This is a genomic window from Mesorhizobium sp. B2-4-13 (assembly GCF_006658535.1).
GTDB lineage: Bacteria > Pseudomonadota > Alphaproteobacteria > Rhizobiales > Rhizobiaceae > Mesorhizobium > Mesorhizobium australicum.
On record NZ_VFVB01000002.1, the window covers coordinates 159,121 to 178,138 of the forward strand.

Annotated in this window: 16 protein-coding genes; 9 read left to right on the forward strand and 7 right to left on the reverse strand. The window is 63.8% G+C overall.

Translation table 11 applies throughout. The features are described from left to right. Positions 1 to 331: 331 nt before the first annotated feature. Both FJ936_RS04890 and FJ936_RS04895 read right to left on the reverse strand, forming a co-directional pair. Positions 332 to 727 carry an acyl-CoA thioesterase gene (locus FJ936_RS04890; RefSeq protein WP_140664901.1) on the reverse strand — a complete coding sequence of 132 codons (396 nt, stop codon included), beginning with the start codon at positions 725 to 727 and terminating at the stop codon, positions 332 to 334. A 205-nt stretch (positions 728 to 932) separates the two neighbouring features. After that, complete coding sequence (locus FJ936_RS04895; RefSeq protein WP_140721768.1) at positions 933 to 1,874, reverse strand: phosphoribosylaminoimidazolesuccinocarboxamide synthase; 942 nt, start codon at positions 1,872 to 1,874, stop codon at positions 933 to 935. 257 nt (positions 1,875 to 2,131) lie between these two features. Between FJ936_RS04895 and FJ936_RS04900 the strand changes: the two genes are divergently transcribed. Genes FJ936_RS04900 through FJ936_RS04910 form a run of 3 tightly spaced genes read left to right on the forward strand, consistent with a single transcriptional unit; the run spans position 2,132 to position 5,873 of the window. Continuing rightward, on the forward strand, positions 2,132 to 3,748 hold the full coding sequence (locus tag FJ936_RS04900; RefSeq protein WP_140721956.1) for a GMC family oxidoreductase N-terminal domain-containing protein: 1,617 nt from the start codon (positions 2,132 to 2,134) through the stop codon (positions 3,746 to 3,748). Beyond that, complete coding sequence (locus tag FJ936_RS04905) at positions 3,745 to 4,959, forward strand: mandelate racemase/muconate lactonizing enzyme family protein (RefSeq protein WP_015316135.1); 1,215 nt, start codon at positions 3,745 to 3,747, stop codon at positions 4,957 to 4,959. Before FJ936_RS04900 ends, FJ936_RS04905 begins: the two co-directional genes overlap by 4 nt. Further along, a complete protein-coding gene (locus tag FJ936_RS04910; RefSeq protein WP_141906191.1) occupies positions 4,956 to 5,873 on the forward strand; it encodes an NAD(P)-dependent oxidoreductase in 918 nt (305 codons plus the stop codon). Before FJ936_RS04905 ends, FJ936_RS04910 begins: the two co-directional genes overlap by 4 nt. 343 nt (positions 5,874 to 6,216) lie before the next feature. On the opposite strand, the gene FJ936_RS04915 is transcribed toward FJ936_RS04910, so the two are convergent. Next, positions 6,217 to 7,155: a diacylglycerol kinase family protein gene (locus FJ936_RS04915; protein ID WP_015316133.1), complete on the reverse strand. Its 939-nt coding sequence runs from the start codon at positions 7,153 to 7,155 to the stop codon at positions 6,217 to 6,219. 884 nt (positions 7,156 to 8,039) lie between these two features. On the opposite strand from FJ936_RS04915, the gene FJ936_RS04920 reads away from it, so the two are divergent. From FJ936_RS04920 to FJ936_RS04930, 3 genes are all read left to right on the forward strand, one after another. Continuing rightward, the gene (locus FJ936_RS04920) at positions 8,040 to 8,474 is read left to right on the forward strand and encodes a hypothetical protein (protein WP_140617720.1); all 435 of its coding nucleotides are present in this window, start codon (positions 8,040 to 8,042) and stop codon (positions 8,472 to 8,474) included. A 6-nt stretch (positions 8,475 to 8,480) separates the two neighbouring features. Beyond that, positions 8,481 to 9,611, forward strand: a complete 1,131-nt coding sequence (locus tag FJ936_RS04925) for a hypothetical protein (protein WP_140721760.1) — start codon at positions 8,481 to 8,483, stop codon at positions 9,609 to 9,611. A 162-nt stretch (positions 9,612 to 9,773) separates the two neighbouring features. Next, entirely contained in the window at positions 9,774 to 10,295 is a 522-nt protein-coding gene (locus FJ936_RS04930) for a hypothetical protein (RefSeq protein WP_140721757.1), read from the forward strand. A gap of 17 nt (positions 10,296 to 10,312) precedes the next feature. On the opposite strand, the gene FJ936_RS04935 is transcribed toward FJ936_RS04930, so the two are convergent. After that, a complete protein-coding gene (locus FJ936_RS04935) occupies positions 10,313 to 11,935 on the reverse strand; it encodes an FAD-binding oxidoreductase (protein WP_141906192.1) in 1,623 nt (540 codons plus the stop codon). A gap of 180 nt (positions 11,936 to 12,115) precedes the next feature. Then, a complete protein-coding gene (locus FJ936_RS04940) occupies positions 12,116 to 12,358 on the reverse strand; it encodes a DUF1344 domain-containing protein (protein WP_015316128.1) in 243 nt (80 codons plus the stop codon). Between the two features lie 437 nt (positions 12,359 to 12,795). On the opposite strand from FJ936_RS04940, the gene FJ936_RS04945 reads away from it, so the two are divergent. Next, positions 12,796 to 13,293: a DUF2314 domain-containing protein gene (locus tag FJ936_RS04945; protein WP_140789641.1), complete on the forward strand. Its 498-nt coding sequence runs from the start codon at positions 12,796 to 12,798 to the stop codon at positions 13,291 to 13,293. A 17-nt stretch (positions 13,294 to 13,310) separates the two neighbouring features. Here the strand turns inward: FJ936_RS04945 and FJ936_RS04950 are convergent, their stop codons facing one another. Together FJ936_RS04950 and FJ936_RS04955 are read right to left on the reverse strand one after the other, a co-directional pair. Further along, on the reverse strand, positions 13,311 to 14,270 hold the full coding sequence (locus tag FJ936_RS04950; protein WP_140721749.1) for a DUF3137 domain-containing protein: 960 nt from the start codon (positions 14,268 to 14,270) through the stop codon (positions 13,311 to 13,313). 95 nt (positions 14,271 to 14,365) lie between these two features. After that, positions 14,366 to 15,439, reverse strand: coding sequence for a CapA family protein (locus tag FJ936_RS04955; protein ID WP_181171216.1), 1,074 nt, complete (start codon positions 15,437 to 15,439; stop codon positions 14,366 to 14,368). Between the two features lie 142 nt (positions 15,440 to 15,581). Here FJ936_RS04955 and FJ936_RS04960 point away from each other — a divergent pair, with 142 nt between their 5' ends. Both FJ936_RS04960 and FJ936_RS04965 read left to right on the forward strand, forming a co-directional pair. Next, on the forward strand, positions 15,582 to 16,838 hold the full coding sequence (locus FJ936_RS04960) for a hypothetical protein (protein WP_140721747.1): 1,257 nt from the start codon (positions 15,582 to 15,584) through the stop codon (positions 16,836 to 16,838). Positions 16,839 to 17,386: 548 nt separating this feature from the next. Further along, entirely contained in the window at positions 17,387 to 18,985 is a 1,599-nt protein-coding gene (locus FJ936_RS04965) for a DUF2778 domain-containing protein (RefSeq protein ID WP_140789642.1), read from the forward strand. Positions 18,986 to 19,018 lie beyond the last annotated feature (33 nt).

The following is a 19,018-nucleotide window of genomic DNA, read 5'->3' on the forward strand; positions in this document are numbered from 1 at the left end:
TAACCGCATTCCAACGGCAGCCAGTCAGGCTCTTCGCGCCAAGCAAGGCGTCTGGCTGCAGAGTGTGCACGTCGCTGTTCGCTGCTTCGCATCCGTGCTGTCATGCAGGCAGGCAGTGCGCCCAAGGTCCTGTTTGACTTCGGCGTAAGCGGTTATGCCGAGCAGGCAGACCAAGGCCACGAGAGCCGCCGCAAGCCAGCCGTTCAACAGGTGTTGACGCATTGTCTTCCTCCGGTGCCCCGCAGCATTGCGCTTGGAAGGCAACGGCAGCATGTCGCTGAACGCATCGCTTCGCTCGGGCGATGTTACAAATGCCCGGGCTTGGCGCGAATCAGCTCTCGGCGGGAACCACCTTCGGCTTGCCCTCGCCGTCGAGCGCCACCATGACGAAATCGGCGTGCGTCACCTTTTCCATCAGGTCGGAAAGGTAGCGCTGCGCCCAGGCCTCGACCTTGAGCGTCATCGAGGTGCGGCCGACGCGTTCGACATGGGTGTAGATGCACAGCGTGTCGCCGATCTTCATCGGCTTGGCGAAGGACATTTCCTTGACCGCCGCCGTCACCACGCGGCCCCTGGCGCGCTCGGCGGCGCGGATGCCGCAGGCAAGATCCATCTGCGCCATCACCCAGCCGCCGAAAATGTCGCCTGCGGCATTGGCGTCCGAAGGCATGGCCAGGGTGCGCAGCGTCAGGTCTCCGATCGGCCGTCCGTCCGCGTACTGCACCATGGGCAGAATCCTCAAGCAGTGATGGTCATCGATCCCGTATCGCCGCTACGGGAATAGGTCAACGCGCGGCGGCTGCTGTTTCCTCGCCCCAAGGCCATAGGCTAGCCTGGCATTCGCCCGGTTGTGCCTGATTTTCAGCGGCTTCGGGTGTCAGGGAGGGTTTCCTCCAATCGCCGAGGAACGCGGTTCCTGGAGATCGCACCTCTCAGAAATAACGTGCAAGGTTAGCGCGGATGCGGTCGAGAACCGTATCCCCGGAAATGTCGGGAACGAATGCCTTGCCGGTGATCGCCTCGTAAGCCTGGGCATACACCCCAGAGGCCTGTTCGACGATCTCGTCCGGAATCCTCGGGATCGGGTCCTTGTAGGGATCGCAGCGCGCCGTCACCCATGAGCGGATGAAATCCTTGTCGAAGCTCTCCGGCCGCGTGCCATCAGCCAGCGCCTGTTGGTAGCTCGCCGCGATCCAGTACCGGCTGCTGTCGGGCGTGTGGATTTCGTCGGCGAGAATGATCGTCCCGTCCTTGTCTGTCCCGAATTCGTATTTCGTGTCGGCCAGGATCAGGCCGCGTTCGGCTGCGCGCGCCTGGCCGCGGGCGAACAGCTTCAAGGCATAATCCGAAACCGTGTCCCACTGCTCCTGCGTGAGCAGGCCCTGCTCCAGGATCTCGGCCCTGGACAGCGGCTCGTCATGGCCGCCGTCGGCCGCCTTGCTGGTCGGCGTGATGACCGGTTCGGCCAGCCTCTCATTGTCGCGCAGGCCGTCTGGCAGGCGCATTCCATACATGTCCCGTTCGCCGCGTCGGTAGCGGGTCAGGATCGAGGTGCTGGTGGTCCCCGCCAGATAGCCGCGCACGACGATCTCGACCGGCAGTATGTCGAGCCTTGTGCCGACGACGACGTTGGGGTCGGGATATTCCAGCACATGGTTCGGGCAGATGTCGGCGGTTTCCTCGAACCAGTACCGCGCCGTCCGGGTGAGGATCTCTCCCTTGAACGGGATCGAGGTCAGAATGATGTCGAAGGCGCTGAGACGGTCGGTGGCGATGATGATACGCCTGCCGTCGGCCAGGTCGTAATTCTCGCGGACCTTGCCTTTGTAATAGCCCGGCAGTTCGGGAATGAAAGCATCCGACAGGACACGCATGGGTTCTCCTGCCTTTGCGCGGAGTGGCCAGGGGCATGATTCCGAAAAGTTGCAGACTTATCGGAAAAAATCATGCCGAAATGATGCTATCCGCATAGTCCGTCGACCCCATGCATATCAAGCGCGATTGTCGGCATTCCCCGAAAGCCGGCCGGTATACCAGTCGCTTTTTTCACAACCGATGCCGGAAGGCGCGGCGACGCGGCGAACCCATGGCGTCTAGGCTGCGCCAGATTTCCGGAGCCGCCATTTTCATCATGCAGACCTATGACTTCATCATCGTCGGCTCCGGCTCGGCCGGCTCGGTTCTGGCCGACAAACTGTCGGCTTCGGGCCGCTTCTCGGTGCTGGTGCTGGAAGCCGGCGGCAGCGACCGGCGCTTCTACGTGCAGATGCCGCTCGGCTACGGCAAGACCTTCTTCGATCCCACGGTGAACTGGAACTACAAGACCGAGCCGGATCCCGGCCTCGGCGGCAATGTCGACCACTGGCCGCGCGGCAAGCTGCTTGGCGGGTCGAGCTCGATCAACGCCATGGTCTGGATCAGAGGCGCCCGCGAAGACTTCGATGACTGGCGCGCCGCCGGCAATCCCGGCTGGGGCTATGACGATCTGTTGCCGGCCTTCAAGGCGCTCGAGGACAATGAAGCCGGCGCCGACGCATGGCGCGGCAGCGGCGGTCCCCTGCACATCAGCGACACCACCGATGCCGTCCACCCGCTGACGAAGCGCTATCTCACCGCAGGCCAGCAGGCCGGTCTGCCGCTCAACCCCGATTTCAATGGTGCTGCCCAGGAAGGCGTCGGCATCTACCAGATCTCGACCAAGAACGGCCGGCGCATGTCGGCCGCCCGTGCCTTCCTGCGCCCGGCGATGAAGCGCGCCAATGTGCGCGTGGAGACCAACGCGCTGGCAAGCCGCGTCTTGTTCGAAGGCAAGCGCGCCGTCGGCGTCGAGTATTTGCAGAACGGTCAGACCAGGACGGCCCGCGCCGGCCGCGAAATCATCCTGTCCGCGGGTTCGATCAACTCGCCGCAGCTCATGCAGCTCTCCGGGGTGGGTCCGGCGGCGCTGCTTGAAGGCTTGGGCATCCCGGTCGTGCATGCCAACGAGAATGTCGGCGCCAATCTGCAGGACCATGTCGGCATCAACTACACCTTCAAGGGCAAGCTGCCGACGCTGAACCAGATCCTGCGTCCCTGGTGGGGCAAGCTTTTGGTCGGCATGCAGTACATCCTGACCCGCTCCGGGCCGCTGTCGCTGTCGATGAACCATGGCGGCGGCTTCTTCCGCACCGATCCGGCCTTCTCGCGCCCCAACATGCAGCTCTATTTCCAGGCCTTCTCGACCCTCATCCCGAAGAACGGCGAGCGGCCGATCCTGACGCCGGATCCGTGGCCGGGCTTCTCCATCGGCCTGTCCAACTGCCGGCCATCGAGCCGCGGCGAGATCATGATCCGCTCCAGCAATCCGCTCGATTATCCCAAGATCGTCGCCAACGCCTATTCCACCAATGCCGATGTCGACGAAATGCTGTCGGCGGTGAAATTCGTGCGCAAGATCGCCTCGATGCCCGCCATGGCCGAGATCATCGCCGAAGAGGTGCTGCCCGGTCCGTCGATCCGGTCCGACGCCGACCTGATCACCGATTTCAGGAAACGCTCCGGCACCGTCTATCACCCGGTCTCGACCTGCCGCATGGGACCCGATCCCTCGCGCTCCGTCGTCGATCCGCGCCTCAAGGTGCACGGGCTCGAAAGCTTGCGCATCATCGACGCCTCGATCTTTCCCGACAACATCACCGGCAACACCAACGCCGCCTCTGTCATGACCGGGTGGAAGGGCGCCGAACTGGTTCTGGAGGACCACACATGAAGATCACCGACGTCAAGACCTGGGTTGTCGGCAACCCGCCACCCGGCATCGGCGGCAAGTATTTCATCTTCGTCAAGCTCACCACCGATGGCGGCGTGGTCGGCTATGGCGAGGCCTACAACGCCACCTTCTCCGCCCATGTCACGGCCAAGCTCGTCGAGGACATGGCCGAGCGCTATCTGATCGGCCACGATCCGCACGACATCGAGAACTTCTTCCGCCGCGCCTATTCCTCCGGCTTCACCCAGCGCCCCGACGTGACCGGCATGGGCTGTTTTTCCGCACTCGAAATGGCTTGTTGGGACATCGTCGGCAAGGAAGCCAACAAGCCGGTCTACAAGCTCCTTGGCGGCCAGGTGCACGAGACGCTGCGCTCCTACACCTATCTCTATCCGCACACCGGCAGCGTCCATTCCGAGGACGCGCCGGATGGCAGGAATGTCTATAACGACCCGGAGATGGCGGCGGCCTGCGCGCTCGAATATGTCGAGCAGGGGTTCAATGCCGTCAAGCTCGACCCGGCCGGCCCCTACACCGCCTTCGACGGCCATCAGCCGCGCCTCGTCGACATCGATGTCTCGACCCGCATGATCAAGGCGATCCGCGAGGCGGTCGGCACCCGCGCCGATATCCTGTTCGGCACGCACGGCCAGTTCACGGCATCGGGCGCGCTGCGCATGGCGCGCGCCATCGAGCCTTATGATCCGCTGTGGTTCGAGGAGCCGGTGCCGCCCGACATGCCCGAAGTGATGGCGCAGGTCGCCCGCGCGACTTCGATCCCGATCGCCACCGGCGAGCGGCTGACGACCAAATCCGAATTCGCCCGTGTCATCGAGAACCGCGCCGCCACCATCCTGCAGCCGGACCTCGGCCGCTCCGGCGGCATTCTGGAAACCAAGAAGATCGCGGCCATGGCCGAGGCCTATCACATCCAGGTCGCGCCGCACTGCTATTGCGGGCCGATCGTCGGTGCCGCCAACATCCAGCTCGCGGTGACGCTGCCCAACTTCCTGATCCTGGAATCGCTGAAGCAGTGGGACGGTTTCCACGCCACGCTGTTGAAGAAGAAGATCGAATGGCAGGACGGCAATGTCATCCCGTCGAAGGAGCCGGGCCTCGGCGTCGAGCTGAACGAGGCGGTCTGCGACGCCCATCCCTACACCGGCAAGGACCTGCATCTGCAGATGATGCAGACGCCGCTGATGCCGTGAGCGAAAGCTACGCCTTCATCGGCCTTGGCCATCTCGGCGGCAATCTTGCCGCCAGCCTGATCCGCAACGGCTTTGACGTCACCGTCGTCGACCGCGACCCCGCCGCCGTCGAGCGCCTTGTCGCGCTCGGCGCGACGGCCGCCAATAGCCCGGCCGAAGCCGCGGCGCGGGCCGGCAATGCCATCACGTGCCTGCCTTCGCCAAAAGTCAGCGAGGCGGTGCTGGGCGGCCCGGGCGGATTGCTGGAAGGGCTGCCCAGGGGCGGCACCTGGATCGAGATGTCGACCAACGGCCGCGACGAGATTTTGCGGCTGGCCGCCCTCGCCTCGGCCAAGGGGATCGAGACGCTGGAATGCCCGGTCACCGGCGGTGTGCATCTGGCGGCGGCCGGCAAGATCACCGCGCTGGTCGGCGGCGACGCCCCCCTCTACGAGCGTCACCGCCCGGCCATCGAAGCGATGTGCGCCAAGTCGTTCCTGATGGGCCCGATCGGCTCGGCGGCGGTGATCAAGGTTATCACCAACATGCTGGCCTTCATCCATCTGGTCGCCGCCGGCGAGGCGCTGATGCTGGCCAAGCAAGGCGGGCTCGACCTCGCGCAATCCTACCACGCCATCGTCGCGTCTTCAGGCAACAGCTTCGTCCACGAGACCGAAAGCCAGTTGGTGCTGAACGGCTCCTACGATATCGGCTTCACCATGGACCTTGCGCTGAAGGACCTTGGCTTTGCGCTGACCATGGCCGAACAATCCGGCGTGCCGCTCGATCTGGCGTTGCGCGTCAACGCGATCTTGGAGCAAGGCAAGGCGGCTTATGGCGGCGATGCCTGGTCGACCCAGATCGTCAAATTGCTTGAAGATACCGTCGGCACCGACCTGCGCGCGCCGGGCTTTCCGGCCAAGCTGGAAATATGAACTAGCAAATAAAATCAAGATGTTGGGCGAGCATCTAGAATCATAGCGGCAACAATTTGAATCAGAGCTGCAACATCTCGACCGGTTTCTCGGGCGAGAGTTTCGATCGGACTGCATGGCTCGGCGATTGGCGGGAGACACCCCTTCCTTTCGTCATCCTCGGGCTTAACCCGAGGATCCATCCCGTAACATCAAGGCGCTGCAACGGTGCTGATTTCGGCTCCGCCGCACTCTTCGGCCAATATCACGGCATGGATCCCAGTGTCTCCGCGACGGAGCTTCGCTCCTGCTTCGCCCTGGGATGACGACGTTGAGACGCTCCACCGCCGGGCTGTGCCTTGATTCAATATCTCACCAGCAACGCACCAGGCAGGATCTCGAAGGTGGCGGGTATGCGCCCCGGTGACTCGCCGTCTATGTCGACCAGCGCGCCATTCTTCTCGACGTCGCCGAGCGGTTCGACAACCACTTTCCTGCCGCGCAGGATGGTGATCGCTGGATGGTTGCGGTGCCGCCCACCATAGAGCAGGCGGATGTCCCAGATCAGCTTCAGCTTGCCCGCCGCGCGCAGGATGACGATGTCGAACCGTCCATCGGTCAGTTCGGCATCGGGCGCGATCATCATGCCGCCGCCGAAGAATTTGCCATTGGCCACCGCCACCAGCGCCATGCGCGCCTCGACCGGCGTGCCGTCGTCGACTGTGATCCGCACGTCCTGGAAGCGGTAGCGGATGAACTCGACCACGGTGCGCCACAGGAACAGCGCCTTGGCCGACATCCTGCCCTTGCGCTTGTCGGCATTGACGGCGCGATCAGTGGCGCCCGACAGGCCAAGGCTGGCGATGTTGATGAAGTGGCGGCTGGCCAGCGCGCCATGGTCGTCGATATAGCAGATGCGGCCGGCATCGACCGCCCTGGCCTTCGCCCCGGCAATCCGTTCCAGCGTCGCGCCGATCTCCTTCGGCAGGCCGAGCCCGCGCGCGAAGTCGATGCCGGTGCCGCACGGCAGCAGGCCAAGCTCGGTCGTCCTGCCGCCCTCCTCGCGGGCCTGCAGCAAGCCGTCGGCCACCTCGCTCGCCGTGCCGTCGCCGCCGGCCGCGATCACCAGGTCGAAGCCGTTTGCCGCGAGATCGAGCGCCAGCCGCTCGGCGTCGCCTTCGGCCTGCGTCTCGCGCAGTTCGAAATCGCCGAAGTGCTTTTTCAGCGCGGCGGCGACGTCAGGCCAATGCCGTTTCAGCCGGCCGCCGCCGGCAATCGGATTGAGCACCACCCCGACCTTCAAGTTTCGCCCTCCCCGACGCCGGACCTGGATGCCCGATCCTTTGCCGGCATTCAAACTCGTACCGGCCGGCGGAGCAAGGGCGCGTTCGGCCATGGACGCCAAAAAGCGCGGGGCAGGCTGTCTAAGGCCTTCGCGCTTGAACTTCCCTGGCTTCTGGCCTTGGTCCCCGATAATCCCGCTATCCACAGGGGCGCGGCCATTCCCCAAACCCCTTACCCGGCGTAAGTTGAACCCATCTCAGGCGGCTACCGATCATCAAGCCGAAAGGCGAAGTGAAAGGCGGATTTCCTGAGGCCCGTACGGCCCGGAACGAGAGCAGGCTTGCTTGTTCAAGGGACGGAAGCCGAGACCTACGGGGCCGCGGAAAGCGTGCCAACGCCGACGGCGGACCGATGCTGCCATGAAGGACGGCAAAAACCTTCGATGGCACGCAGGGCAAAGGCCCGCGAGGGCCAAGACCGGCGTGGTCTGGAACGGATGCTGCTCTCGGGTGGCTTCTGGCAGGACCGTCAAAATCAAGGCCGGCATGGCGCGACGACTTTACGGAAGTTGCTGCCGCGACCGTGTCCTGATCTGACAGGGAGGCGCTGGGAGAAATCCCGGCGCCGACTGTCTTTTGGCTCTCCCACGCAATTTTTACGGTGTTTCCGGTTGGGGCTGCAACCGGCGGCAAAATCAGCTAACGTTCGACGTCGTCAGAGCCCGTTTGAAAACGCGCTCTGCCGAGTCGGATGGCGTGGTTTTCGAGAACCGAAGCACAGCGGACCTTTGGGTCCGTGAGCACAGTTCTACTGCGGTGCAGTAGAACGCGGAAGCGCAGAAAACCGCGTCAGGCGGCTGGCAGAGTAGCGTTTACAAATGGGCTCGTAGAAGGGGGATACTTCATGACGCTGATCCAGAAGCTTGCAGTCGCCTACGCGTTCTTGTTCTTCGGCGTCGTGGCCATCGGCTACATTCCGGCCTTCAACGATGCAGACGGCAATCTGTTCGGCCTGTTCTCATTGCAATGGTACGACGACCTGCTGCACGCCTTCTCCGGCGTCTGGGCGTTGGCCGCCGCCTTCATCTCGCATCGCCAGGCGGTGTTCTATTTTAAGCTGTTCGGCTCGGTCTACCTGTTCGACGGCGTGCTCGGGCTGATCACCGGCTCAGGCTGCCTCGATGCCGGTATCTTCATCAACGGCTTCCGCTCCCTCAACGACATCGAATTCCCTGCCCGCTTCTTCGCCAACCTGCCGCACATCGTCATTGGCGGCATCGCCGTCTATATCGGCTTCTGGCTGTCGAAGCGCATCTACGACCACTTCGCCACGGCCTGACGGGCCATGTTCCTGTTCCGCTTGATAAAGCGCATCGTCAAGGCGATCCTCTGGCTGATCGTCATCGTCATCCTGATCCCGATCGCCGGGCTGGCCTATGGCTTCCTGACGACGCCGGCGCTCGACAGGACGCCGCTGCCAGGCATTGCCGACGGCGCGCCGCCCAAGGCACTGGCCGACAAGGTGCGCGCCGAAATCCTCGGCTACCAGCGGCCGGAGGAGTCGACCTTCCTCACCTACCCGGAATGGGCGATCGTCTACGCCGCGCGCGAATATGCCGGTTTCGTCGCCAAGGACCAGCCGAGCGGCTTTCCCTATTGGTCCTATGTCGGCCGCTTCTGGCAAGACTATGCCACGGTGATCCGCGCCAGTTCTCCCTACAGGTTCAACTACGCCAACCACCAGATGCTGGTCATCATCGGCACCAGCCATTCGATCGAGCATATCCTGCAATGGGCCTATGAGAACACGGTCGGTCGCATCACCGAGGCGACGTCAGCCAAGCGCACGGCGGCCGACATCTACCAGGCCAAGGTGGCTGCGGAGTATGCTTCTTTCCTCGATCAGGTGCCGTGGTACCAGTTCCCTTATGCCGAGAAGCGCGCCGGGCTGTTCGCGGTGCAGCCGGCGCCTGGTGACAGTTCCATCCGCACCAGCGAACGCAAGCTTGCCTTCGGTCTCGCCGACACCATCAAGCAAGGCTATGCCGACCTGATCACCAAGGCGCTTGCCGCGACCTCCGACCCGGCCTTCCTCGATGTCCATGTCTGGGCCAGGGGGCCGGTCGGCGAAGCCACCCGCAACGAGCCCGACACCTTGCTGGAACGCGATTACGGCGCGGACGGCACCGTCTTCGTCACCAGGCGCTACCAGGTGTTCACCGACATGATCCCGCGGCTGATCGACAAGGGTGTCTCCTTTGTCGAGATCGGCGGCAATGACGAGATCATGGTCACGGTGCTGTCGACCGATTCGATCGCCATTCCCGAAGGCATGCGCATCCTTTTCAGCTATCCGCTGCCGGCGGAGCCCTCGACGCGCCGCACCGGCATGGTCGTGGCCGTGCGCAAGCTGCATCTGGTGCTGCCGTCGCTGATCAAGGCCGGCGCCAGGCTCGAACACGTCTACGACTACTGAGGTTTTTCAGCCACGCCTGGCCAGGATCGGCGAGCCGTCATGCTCATTCCACAATCGCGGCAAAATCCCGCCTTGTTCGCGCGCAATGGAAGATCGCATGTCGGCCTGAAGGCGCGACATGCCTGACTGGGCTGCCGGGGGGCATCTCGAAGGGACGAGACCGTGATCAAGACCGCCCTTGTCGCCATGACCATCGTCGGCTGCGACTGCGACGCTAAGCTGTGCGAATATATCGGCGAGACGCCGGCCAAGTGGTCGACCATCGCCGATTGCGAAGCGGCGATGAAGAGCCAGATCCTGCACGAGCGCAATTTCAATTATCCGCTGGTGTCCGGCATCTGCCGCGCGAAGGGCTCGGCGTCCTCCTCGCACCTGGCCGCGATCGCGTCGGGCCCGGAACTGAAGCCCGCCAGCCGGGTCGTCGGGACGGAAAGCCCGCTGCCGCCAGAGCTCAGCCATCGGCCGAGCGTCCCGGTCGGTTCGCCCACGACGGCCCTGGACGCGGCCGCTGCCCGACCCGTCGCCTATGAACAGGTGGTCGACGGCGGAACCGGCGTGCTCTATCGCACGAAGAACGGCTACGCCGTGGTCAAGACCGATCTCGGCCGCGCCGCCTCGGCAACCGCCGACGCGGCAAAGCGCTCCGTGAACTGGCTGGCTGGGCTGATGCCGACGGGCCTGTAGGACGGCCCGCGTGCCGTCTACACCGTCCCGCTCAGCGCCTTGATGGCACGGTAGAAGGTCGAGGAAAACAGTTCCGCCGGGTCATAGTGCCGCTTTGCCGTCAGGAAGGCCGGCAATTCGGGATAGGACGCCAGCAATTCCTTGGCCGTATAGTGCAGCTGGTAGGGCAGGAAGAAGCGCCCGCCATGCTTGATCGTCACGTCGATCAGCGCCCGCGTCAGCGCCCGCATCCTGGCATTGCCATCGGCATCGGCCGGCTGGTTGATATAGAGCACCAGCGAATAGGCCGCCTCCGGCGCGTAGGTCAGCGCCACGTCCTCCTTGTGGACGATGCGCACCGAGGCGTTGAGCACCGGCAGATCCTGGTTGCGCAGGATCTCGCGCGCTTCCGCGACGAATGGATTATAGCTCGCGCGAGGAATAAAATATTCGTGCAGTATGTCGGTCTCGTTCATGAGGTCGTTGAACAGATACGGCACCGAATCGTGCATCGGGTTGTTGCGGGTGACGAGACAGGCCTCGCCCTGGGCAAGCGCCGAGCTACGCGGCACCGTGCAGCTTTCGAATTTCGGCTCCAGCGTCTTTTCAGTGAACCATTTCAGTTCCTGGAACGCGCTGCCCCATTTGGCCATGTTCATGATCACCCGCTTCAGGCCGACGCCATCGGGTTCGCCGAGCGCCGGCTGGTCGGCCGGCGGCTGCTCCGCCACCTTATCGTAGCGGTAGACGATCATGTCCTCTAGGAAATTGCCCGGCGCGGTCGACAGATGCCCGTAGAACAGGCCGATGTCCTTGTTCGGCTCCAGCACCTCGGCGAAGAATTTCGGGAAATCGTCGGATCTGATGATCTCGCGCGAGGTGCGGTAGACGGCATTGTCGACGATATCGAGCGTCGCCTCCAGCACCACGCCGAACAGACCGTAGCCGCCGACGACATGTCGGAACAGCTCGATGTTTTCGGTTGGCGAGCAGGTGGTCACCGACCCGTCCGCCAGCATCACCCGCATCGAGCGGATGGAGCCGGCCACCGAGCCCGCCTGATGGTCCATGCCATGCGCGTTCACCGACAGCGAGCCGCCGACCGAAAAAATATCGGTCGACTGCATCGCCTTCACCGCGAAGCGCGGATGCAGCATGGTCTGGATATCGTGCCAGCACGCGCCCGGCTGCAAGGTCATGGTCTTGGCCGCGGCGTCCACCGTAACCTTGCTGAACTTTCTCATATCCAGGACCAGCGCATTGTCGTCGAAAGCATGCCCGCCCATCGAATGGCGGATGGCCGCCAGCGACACTTTCAGCCCGTTGGCGCGCGCGAAGGCGAGCGCCTTGGCGATATGCTCTTCCTCGCTGATCTCGACGACGCCATAGACCGGCGTCCTCGACAGACCGCTGGCATCGTTGATGTCGCCGCCTTTGGCCAGCCAGGGCAGCGACGGATCGAAGGCGGGCGGGCTCGCGATCGGCTTCAGCGGCAGCGCGATACCGTCTACATCGGCGATGCGTCCGGTGTTCTTCGGCCCTGACGGGCCTCGCGCCAGCCGCGCCACGGTGGTGCCGCCCCACAGCACGGCGCCGCCAAAGACGGCCGCCCCCAGCAGTAACCGCCGCGACAGGCGAAATCCCTTTTGTTCCTCGGCCATGCGGATCCCCCGGCGGCCAAGGAATAGCGCGGCCTTTTGGCAAAAACCATAGCGCCTCTGCCGCAACGGCGTTCCGCCGCCGTCGTCGCCTGGCGGTGACGGTCCAAGCTAATGAAAATGGCCGGTTCCCCAAGGAACCGGCCAGATTGGAGCAGGGTCTCAAAGTCCGGTCGGCAGTCTCTATGAGGCCTTCTTGATCGACGTCACCATGCCGGTCTTGTCGTCGACGGTCACCGCCACCTTGGCGCCGACCTTCAGTTTCCCGACCGACGCATCGGGCGACAGCTGGTAGATCTTGCCGTCGTCGAGGGTGACCGACTTGGTTGTCGGATCGACGGCCTGGATGGTGCCCTGAACGGTCGCGGCATAGGCCGTGCCGAGGAAGGCGAGCAAAGCGGCGGTGGTTGCGAGGGTCTTCTTCATGGATAGCACTCCGTGCTGTTTCGGTTTTCCGGTACCGCTTGGGAGAGGGCAGCACCGGACGGCCCGAGACTGGAACGAAACAGCCATCGTCGGCAAATCACGTTGGGTGAATTTTCGCAAAGGATATCATAGGCTTAATTCCGACATATTGTCTGCGGCCGACATCATTTCAGGCCGCTTCGGTTCCCCCGGCGAGCGCATTTCTGTTCGCGAAAAGAGTCGTTTAGACGGATTGTGGCGAGCGGTTGCGATCACGGCGCGGCCGCCGCAATCCGTCTCGAGGAGCATCACGAAACAGACCGCCGAGCGGTTATCGATACACATTTTGTGTCATGGTTCAGTTCAGATCGCCAATTGAAATGGACGAAACTCGCGCTCCGGTTGCAAATCTGGAACGGATGCCGGATGGTGCGCCGTTACCATGAGGGGGCCTTTCCATGAAGCTTGCAGTCCGGTCCATGATGTCCTTGATGATGTTGGCGTGTGCTCCGGGATCGGCCGGCGCGCAAGCCGCGAATCCGAACGATGACAAAGCGCTTATCTTTGCTACGGAAGACCCCGAGATGGCGACGGCAACTGCAAAGGCTCTTGCCAGCCTGGATGAGTTCCTGGCCTTGGCCGGAACGCCGCCCTCGGGGACGGACAGGTTCAAATTGAAGGTCGAGGTGCGCGATGGGGATATCAGCGAGCACTTCTGGGTCATCCCGTTCCAGCGTACCGAAACGGGGTTCGTCGGCATATTGGCAAACGAACCGGCAGCTGTGCGCAATGTCGTCCTCGGCCAGGAGATAGAATTCACCAGGGACGATATTTCGGACTGGGGATACAGGCGCGACGGGCGGCAGGTAGGTAGCTTCACCGTGTGTGTGATGTTCAAGAGGATGTCGAAGGAAGAAGCGGACAACCTGCGCGACAAATCCGGTTACGATTGTTGATCGTTTGCCCAACCGGACTAGCTTGCGCCGATCTTGCGCACCAGTGCCGCGGTCGCCAGCATGGCACCCAGGTCCGAAATCATCGGTGCGACATGGCTGGCGTAGTCGAGCGGTACCGAAATATCAGGTAGCTCAAAAAAGTTCTTCGGTTGTGGCAGGAGCAGAAAACCGTCACTGCCGTTGAGCGCGACACGCGCGGGCTCGTCCGGCCAGGTTTCGCCGAGCCATTTCAGCGCTTGCGCCAGCCGGCCGGTCACCAGCGGCCGCGCCGCCTCGACATTGTTGGTGCGGAACTCGTATGCGGCGTCGAGCTCCGGCACGCCGGAAGGCAGTTCCTGCATCCTGGGCGCGAACATGCCGCGGAAAAAGCCGATCACACCACTGGCACGTCGCGCCGCGACCAGTATTCCTGGAAACGGCTCGATGGTTTCGAAGGCGACGACGACGCCCTTGAATGTGGTCGCCTTGTTCTTGGTGGCGCCCCCGTCCCATAGGTCGGCTTCGTACAGTTCGAACGCAAATCCGTCATATCGTCCGGAGATGATATCGTCGAAGCGGCTCATGGTGAAACCGCCGACGGTCTCGCGCGGCAATCGGTCAAAGGAATGCGGCGTCACGTCATGCTGGTAGCGCATATCCCCAATGAAGCCGAAGATGATCGGCATCAGCGTCTGGCGAAATGATTGCTGCAGCCTCGCCGCCGGCCTGATCGCCCGGAAATAGAGCACGATCGCCACCACGAAGCCGACCACGTAGAGAAATACGTGCGGCGTCGAGAACCATTGCTCGTTGGGATCGGCGACCTTGTTGAACAGCCACGCAATGAGCGCCACGAAGACGACCACCAGGCCAACGAACAACGGTGCGCGCCACTTGGCCGCGCGTGCCACCGAGGCCCTTTTCGCTTCGTAGACCTCGATGTCTTTCTTGATGGCTGCGATAGCAGCCGCGCCCGGCATGAAATCCGCCGTCTCCATCGCCAATCCCCGCCGCCAGTGTTGCCGCATGATAGCCATTTTCGCGGGAAAGTCGCCAGCGCTTACCCCTGCCCTGTCGTGGACCTGTCACGCGGTCAGGGCGACGCGTCCACAAGGGAAGCAGGAAAGATCGCGTCCAGCCGGCCCTCGATTTTTTGCCGCATGGGCTCGTCCAATGCCTCGACCGGCAGCAGCCGTTCGTGGTCTCCCGCACGCAAGCGCACAAAGGGATGAAACCAGTAGGACGCGACAGCGCCGCGCGTCTCCGCATCGGCGCTGACGTCCACGATGAAAATCCCGCCAATCCGCCCCGGCCATGGCTGCCGGGCAAAAGCCGTGCCGAGGAAATCGCCGAGCCCATAGGCAATCACCGTCCCGCCGATCCGCTCCACCGGCTGCACGACATGGGCGTGATGGCCGGCGATCAGACCGACGCCCTGCCCGGCCAGCCGCCGCGCCAGTGCCCGTGTTGCGGCGCGCGGAAAATGCCGGAATTCCCAATCCCAGTGCGGCACGGCACAGAGGAGATCGACCCCAGCACTCGCCTCGCGCGGCCAGCGCGCCGGATCGCCTTCCATCGAGACGCGGTCGGCAAACAGTCTCTCATCGGCGTTGCGCCAGAGCGTGAAAGCGGCGAAGCCGAGAGCGAGCGGCCCGGCAGCGAAGCGTTCGACCGGACCCTTGGCGGCGAGGCCGATGATGCCGACACCGAGCCGCTTCAACGCCGCGACCGTCGCGTCGAAACCGGCGACGCCCTGGTCGAACACATGATTGTTGGCCAGCGACAGGACCAGTTTTTCGCGCCTGATGCCAACCGCCGCGAGTGCCTCGGCCAGAAAGCGTTCGCTCATCGCATGATGCGTACCGAGCTTTGTCCCCAGCACGGCGCTCGGCCTGTCGACGACAGGGCTTTCGCAATTGCCGATCACCAGGTCGGCCGTGCCCAGCAGCGCCTTGATCGCCGGATCGCAGTCCGGCGCGCTCCGGTTGGATACCGCCGAGATGTCGCCGATGACGGCCAGCCGCACCGTCTGTCTCGGTAGCGGGTCCATCAGCGTCCCCGATGCCGGCGCAAATCCAGTGGCGCCACCGCCGAGCGACGGTTTTAGGAAACGCGGCAGCCAGGACAGTTTGTAGGAGAGCGGATAGTTCGACACGGCACGCCTCATCGTTGGCCTTCTGTAGACCGTCCGACGGACCGGTTGAAGCGTGCCCGGCGACATTCATGCAACGATGTGGACAGCGTGCCGGCATCGACAGGCGCGGCGTCGTAAATCTGTGTATGGTCGCCCGACAAATGGGAGGGAAAAGATGACACGAATAGCAAGCCTGCTGGCATCGGCTTTCATTGTGCTCGTGCCGCTGTCGTCCGCATCGGCGGCCATGCCCGAAGCGGCAACAGCTTTGTTCGAGGCAAGGACCGTGGCCGCGCGCGACGGCGCGCTGTCGACACTGGAAGCGGCCGCGCCGAAAGATCCAGCGTCAGCCTATGCCGCCGGCGCCGGCGAGTTCTTCACCGCGCTGGAACTGCTGGCCAGCGGCCTGCATCGCCATGGGTTTGAGAGCCCGCAATCCTTCATGCTGCCGCTGATGCAGCTGCCGGTACCGGCGAACCCCAATCCCGAGCCGCTGACCTACGAAGAGTTCCGCGCCATACTGGTGGCCTTCCGTGACCGGCTGGCAAAGTCCGCCACCACGCTTGGTTCGGTGCCGGCCGATGCCGATATCGGCATGGTCATCGACCTCACCCATGTCGGCATCGACCTCAACGAGGACGGCACCATCGCACCGGATGAAAGCATGGCGGCGATCATGGCGGCGCTGTCGCGCGGCGGCATCTCCCAGGGCGATACAGCCCCCGCGCTCACCTTCCGCTTCGACCGCGCCGACGGCTATTGGCTGCAAGGCTATGCCGAATTCCTGATGGCGCAGGCCGATTTCTGGCTGGCGCATGATTTCAAGGGCACGTTCGACGGCTCGTTCCACATGCTGTTTCCGCGCGCCAAGCTGCCGTTGCAGGACATCCTCGTGCCGCCGCCAAGCGAGATGGGCTCGAGCATCTTCTCCTCGGAATGGCGCATCGCCGACTTCATCTCGATGGTGCATCTCGTCAACTGGCCGGTTGTCGAACCGGAACGCCGCAAGGCGGCGCGCCAGGAGCTGCTCGAAATGATCCGGCTGTCGCGCGAGGACTGGAAGGCGATCCGCGCCGAGACCGACAATGACCGCGAATGGCTGCCCGGCCCGCAGCAAAAGGGCGAGAACCCGCTCACCGGCCTCGAAGTCGGCGAGGAGCAGGTGCAGGCCTGGCTCGCGACCCTGACGATGGCCGAGGACCTGCTCGAAGGCCGCGCGCTGCTGCCGCACTTCCGCATCACCGGCAAAGGGATCAACATGAAGCGCTTCTTCGACGAGCCTAAACCCTTCGACCTCGTACTCTCGATCACCGGTCCCGGCATCGCGCCTTATCTGGAGAGCGGCAAGATCCTGACCAGCGAGGATTTCGACCAGATCCAGCGCGAGTTTGGAGGTGGCGGGTTTTTGACGTTCGCACTGTGGTTCAACTGAGCGGCGCGGACGCTGCGCGTCGGCCGAACTCCGACGTATCCGAAAGTAGGGAACCCTTGGACAGCGGCGTTGGAGCCGTAGGAGCCCACCACGACCGCTGCTATGAGCCCCGAGAGCCGACCCTTTTGGGCCGAAGACTTGTGGCAGCACGGCAACAAAATCTGTTGGCACCCGTGATGTTTGCGGGCGCCCGGCCGACAGGCATTTGGCGTGCCTCACTGTCCCGGAAGCGCCGAATCGCCTTTTGCGAGGATTAGCGAAGGCTGTTTCGCTTGACTCGCCCGGCAAAAACAGGCAGCAAAAAAGCCTTGGAAGGGCTGCAATACCGCGTGCATGGTCGTGGACGAGCCTTTTTCGGCACAAAGTCCACGTCTCTCGATTGGTTTTGAGAGGGATTGGTTAACCAACTTTGTCCATATTTTGAAGCAATCGGCAACTAACGACAGGCGCGGCAAACGCGTCGGGGACCACCTGGGATCACTCACAGAATGGTCGTCGCGGCTATCACAGCCGCGGACGTGGGAGCCGATTGGAGCAAGATTGGTTGCATGGCGTTGTTGAGTCGTAAAATTGTCGGGGACAGGCGTTGCAGCGGCGAGACCGCCTTCGAAGCGCCACGTGCCTCATCCTTCACCCCTGAACGGGTTGTCCGCTGGATTGCGGTGCCGGGCGTCAGCGCCGCCGTCGGCCTATGGCTGATCGGCACCATGGCCGGCCTTAGCTCTGTCGGTGCCTCGCTTTCGGTCACGTCGGTCGGCCTGCCGCAGACGCTGTCCATGCCGGGCACGCTCGCTCTCGCCGATCCGCTGAAGCAGCATTTCCTCAGCTCTTCGGCGCCCTTCATGACAGCCAATGCGCATGGCGGCGCGCAGGCGCTGCACGACCATGCCGTACAGTGCGGTGCCAGTTGCTTCAAGCTGGCCGCGATAACCTCCAAGGCGGAGAAATCCGGGCGCCTGGTGGCGCAGGCCAAGCCAACGTCGGCGAAGTCGAAATCGCAGCAGCGCTTCGAACTGATGGAAGCGTCGCTGTCGCCGACAAAGCTCGCCGCTGCCTTCGCCGGCGCGGGAAAGCCGGCGACCGCGGCCAGCACCCATCCAGTGATTTCCAGCGCCACTCCACGGATCACCGAGGCGTCCCTCGTGCCGTCCGTCCAGGTCATGGCCAGCCTGTCCAACGACATGCCGGCTCCGGCGGCGGAACGCTTCGCCCGCGCCGAAACGGGTTCCGTCGTGCAGACCGCGCCGGCGCCGATGGGCTTTGCCCAGTCGGAAACGCCCGACAACGCGCAGCTGGCGCTTGCCCTGGTCGAGTCGATGCCGGTCGAGGACGAAGCTTTCGCCTCGCCGCTGCCGATGACCGAATCCTCCGCCGATGTCGCGGTGGCGCCTGTCGAGACCCAGCAGGAACAGCCGGGCGACGCCGCTTCGCTGCCGGATGCGCTCACCGACGACGTGCCGCTGCCGACCCGCCGCCCGCAATATGACGCGCCGCGGCAACCCCGGATCGTGGAAGAGGACAAGCCGGCCGCACAGCCCAGGACCTTGGAGCAGAAGCCGGCGCCCCAGCCGAAGCCCGTCCAGCAAGCCAGGCAGCCGGCCCGGCAAGGCCGGACCCGTGATGGTGGCGACGTGCTGGCCTATGCCAAGCCGGACACGCCTTCGGGCGGCCTCGGCCAGGCGTTCAGGAACCTGTTCAACGGCCCGAGCGCCGGAAGCGGCGCCGGCCATGGCGTCGCCGTCTACGACATCAGTGCCAAGACCGTCTACATGCCCGACGGCCAGCGGCTCGAGGCGCATTCCGGCCTCGGCGCAATGGTCGACCAGCCGCGCTATGTCCACGTCAAGGACCGTGGCCCGACGCCGCCCAACACCTACAATCTGTCGCTGCGCGAATCCCGCTTCCACGGCGTCGAGGCGATCCGCCTGACCCCGACGAGCGGCGGCAACAAATACAACCGCAACGGCCTGCTCGCGCATACCTACATGCTGCGGGGCGGTCGCGCCGAATCCAATGGCTGCGTCGTCTTCAGGGACTATTCCCGCTTCCTCGCCGCCTTCAAGAAGGGCAAGGTCACCCGCCTCGTCGTGGTGGATCGCCTGAACGGATCGGCGACCCGGGTCGCGTCGAACGGAAGCGGCGCTTGAGATAAGGCGAAACCGTCCGCCACCTCCTGACAG

Excerpts from the sequence above, each read along its gene's own strand:
- FJ936_RS04920 (WP_140617720.1), top strand. The coding sequence starts at position 8,040 with ATGACGCTGATCCAGAAGCTTGCAGTCGCCTACGCGTTCTTGTTCTTC.
- FJ936_RS04955 (WP_181171216.1), bottom strand. The coding sequence starts at position 15,439 with ATGAGGCGTGCCGTGTCGAACTATCCGCTCTCCTACAAACTGTCCTGG.
- FJ936_RS04900 (WP_140721956.1), top strand. The coding sequence starts at position 2,132 with ATGCAGACCTATGACTTCATCATCGTCGGCTCCGGCTCGGCCGGCTCG.
- FJ936_RS04960 (WP_140721747.1), top strand. The coding sequence starts at position 15,582 with ATGACACGAATAGCAAGCCTGCTGGCATCGGCTTTCATTGTGCTCGTG.
- FJ936_RS04935 (WP_141906192.1), bottom strand. The coding sequence starts at position 11,935 with ATGGCCGAGGAACAAAAGGGATTTCGCCTGTCGCGGCGGTTACTGCTG.
- FJ936_RS04895 (WP_140721768.1), bottom strand. The coding sequence starts at position 1,874 with ATGCGTGTCCTGTCGGATGCTTTCATTCCCGAACTGCCGGGCTATTAC.
- FJ936_RS04965 (WP_140789642.1), top strand. The coding sequence starts at position 17,387 with ATGGCGTTGTTGAGTCGTAAAATTGTCGGGGACAGGCGTTGCAGCGGC.
- FJ936_RS04940 (WP_015316128.1), bottom strand. The coding sequence starts at position 12,358 with ATGAAGAAGACCCTCGCAACCACCGCCGCTTTGCTCGCCTTCCTCGGC.
- FJ936_RS04890 (WP_140664901.1), bottom strand. The coding sequence starts at position 727 with ATGGTGCAGTACGCGGACGGACGGCCGATCGGAGACCTGACGCTGCGC.
- FJ936_RS04905 (WP_015316135.1), top strand. The coding sequence starts at position 3,745 with ATGAAGATCACCGACGTCAAGACCTGGGTTGTCGGCAACCCGCCACCC.
- FJ936_RS04945 (WP_140789641.1), top strand. The coding sequence starts at position 12,796 with ATGAAGCTTGCAGTCCGGTCCATGATGTCCTTGATGATGTTGGCGTGT.
- FJ936_RS04925 (WP_140721760.1), top strand. The coding sequence starts at position 8,481 with ATGTTCCTGTTCCGCTTGATAAAGCGCATCGTCAAGGCGATCCTCTGG.
- FJ936_RS04950 (WP_140721749.1), bottom strand. The coding sequence starts at position 14,270 with ATGGAGACGGCGGATTTCATGCCGGGCGCGGCTGCTATCGCAGCCATC.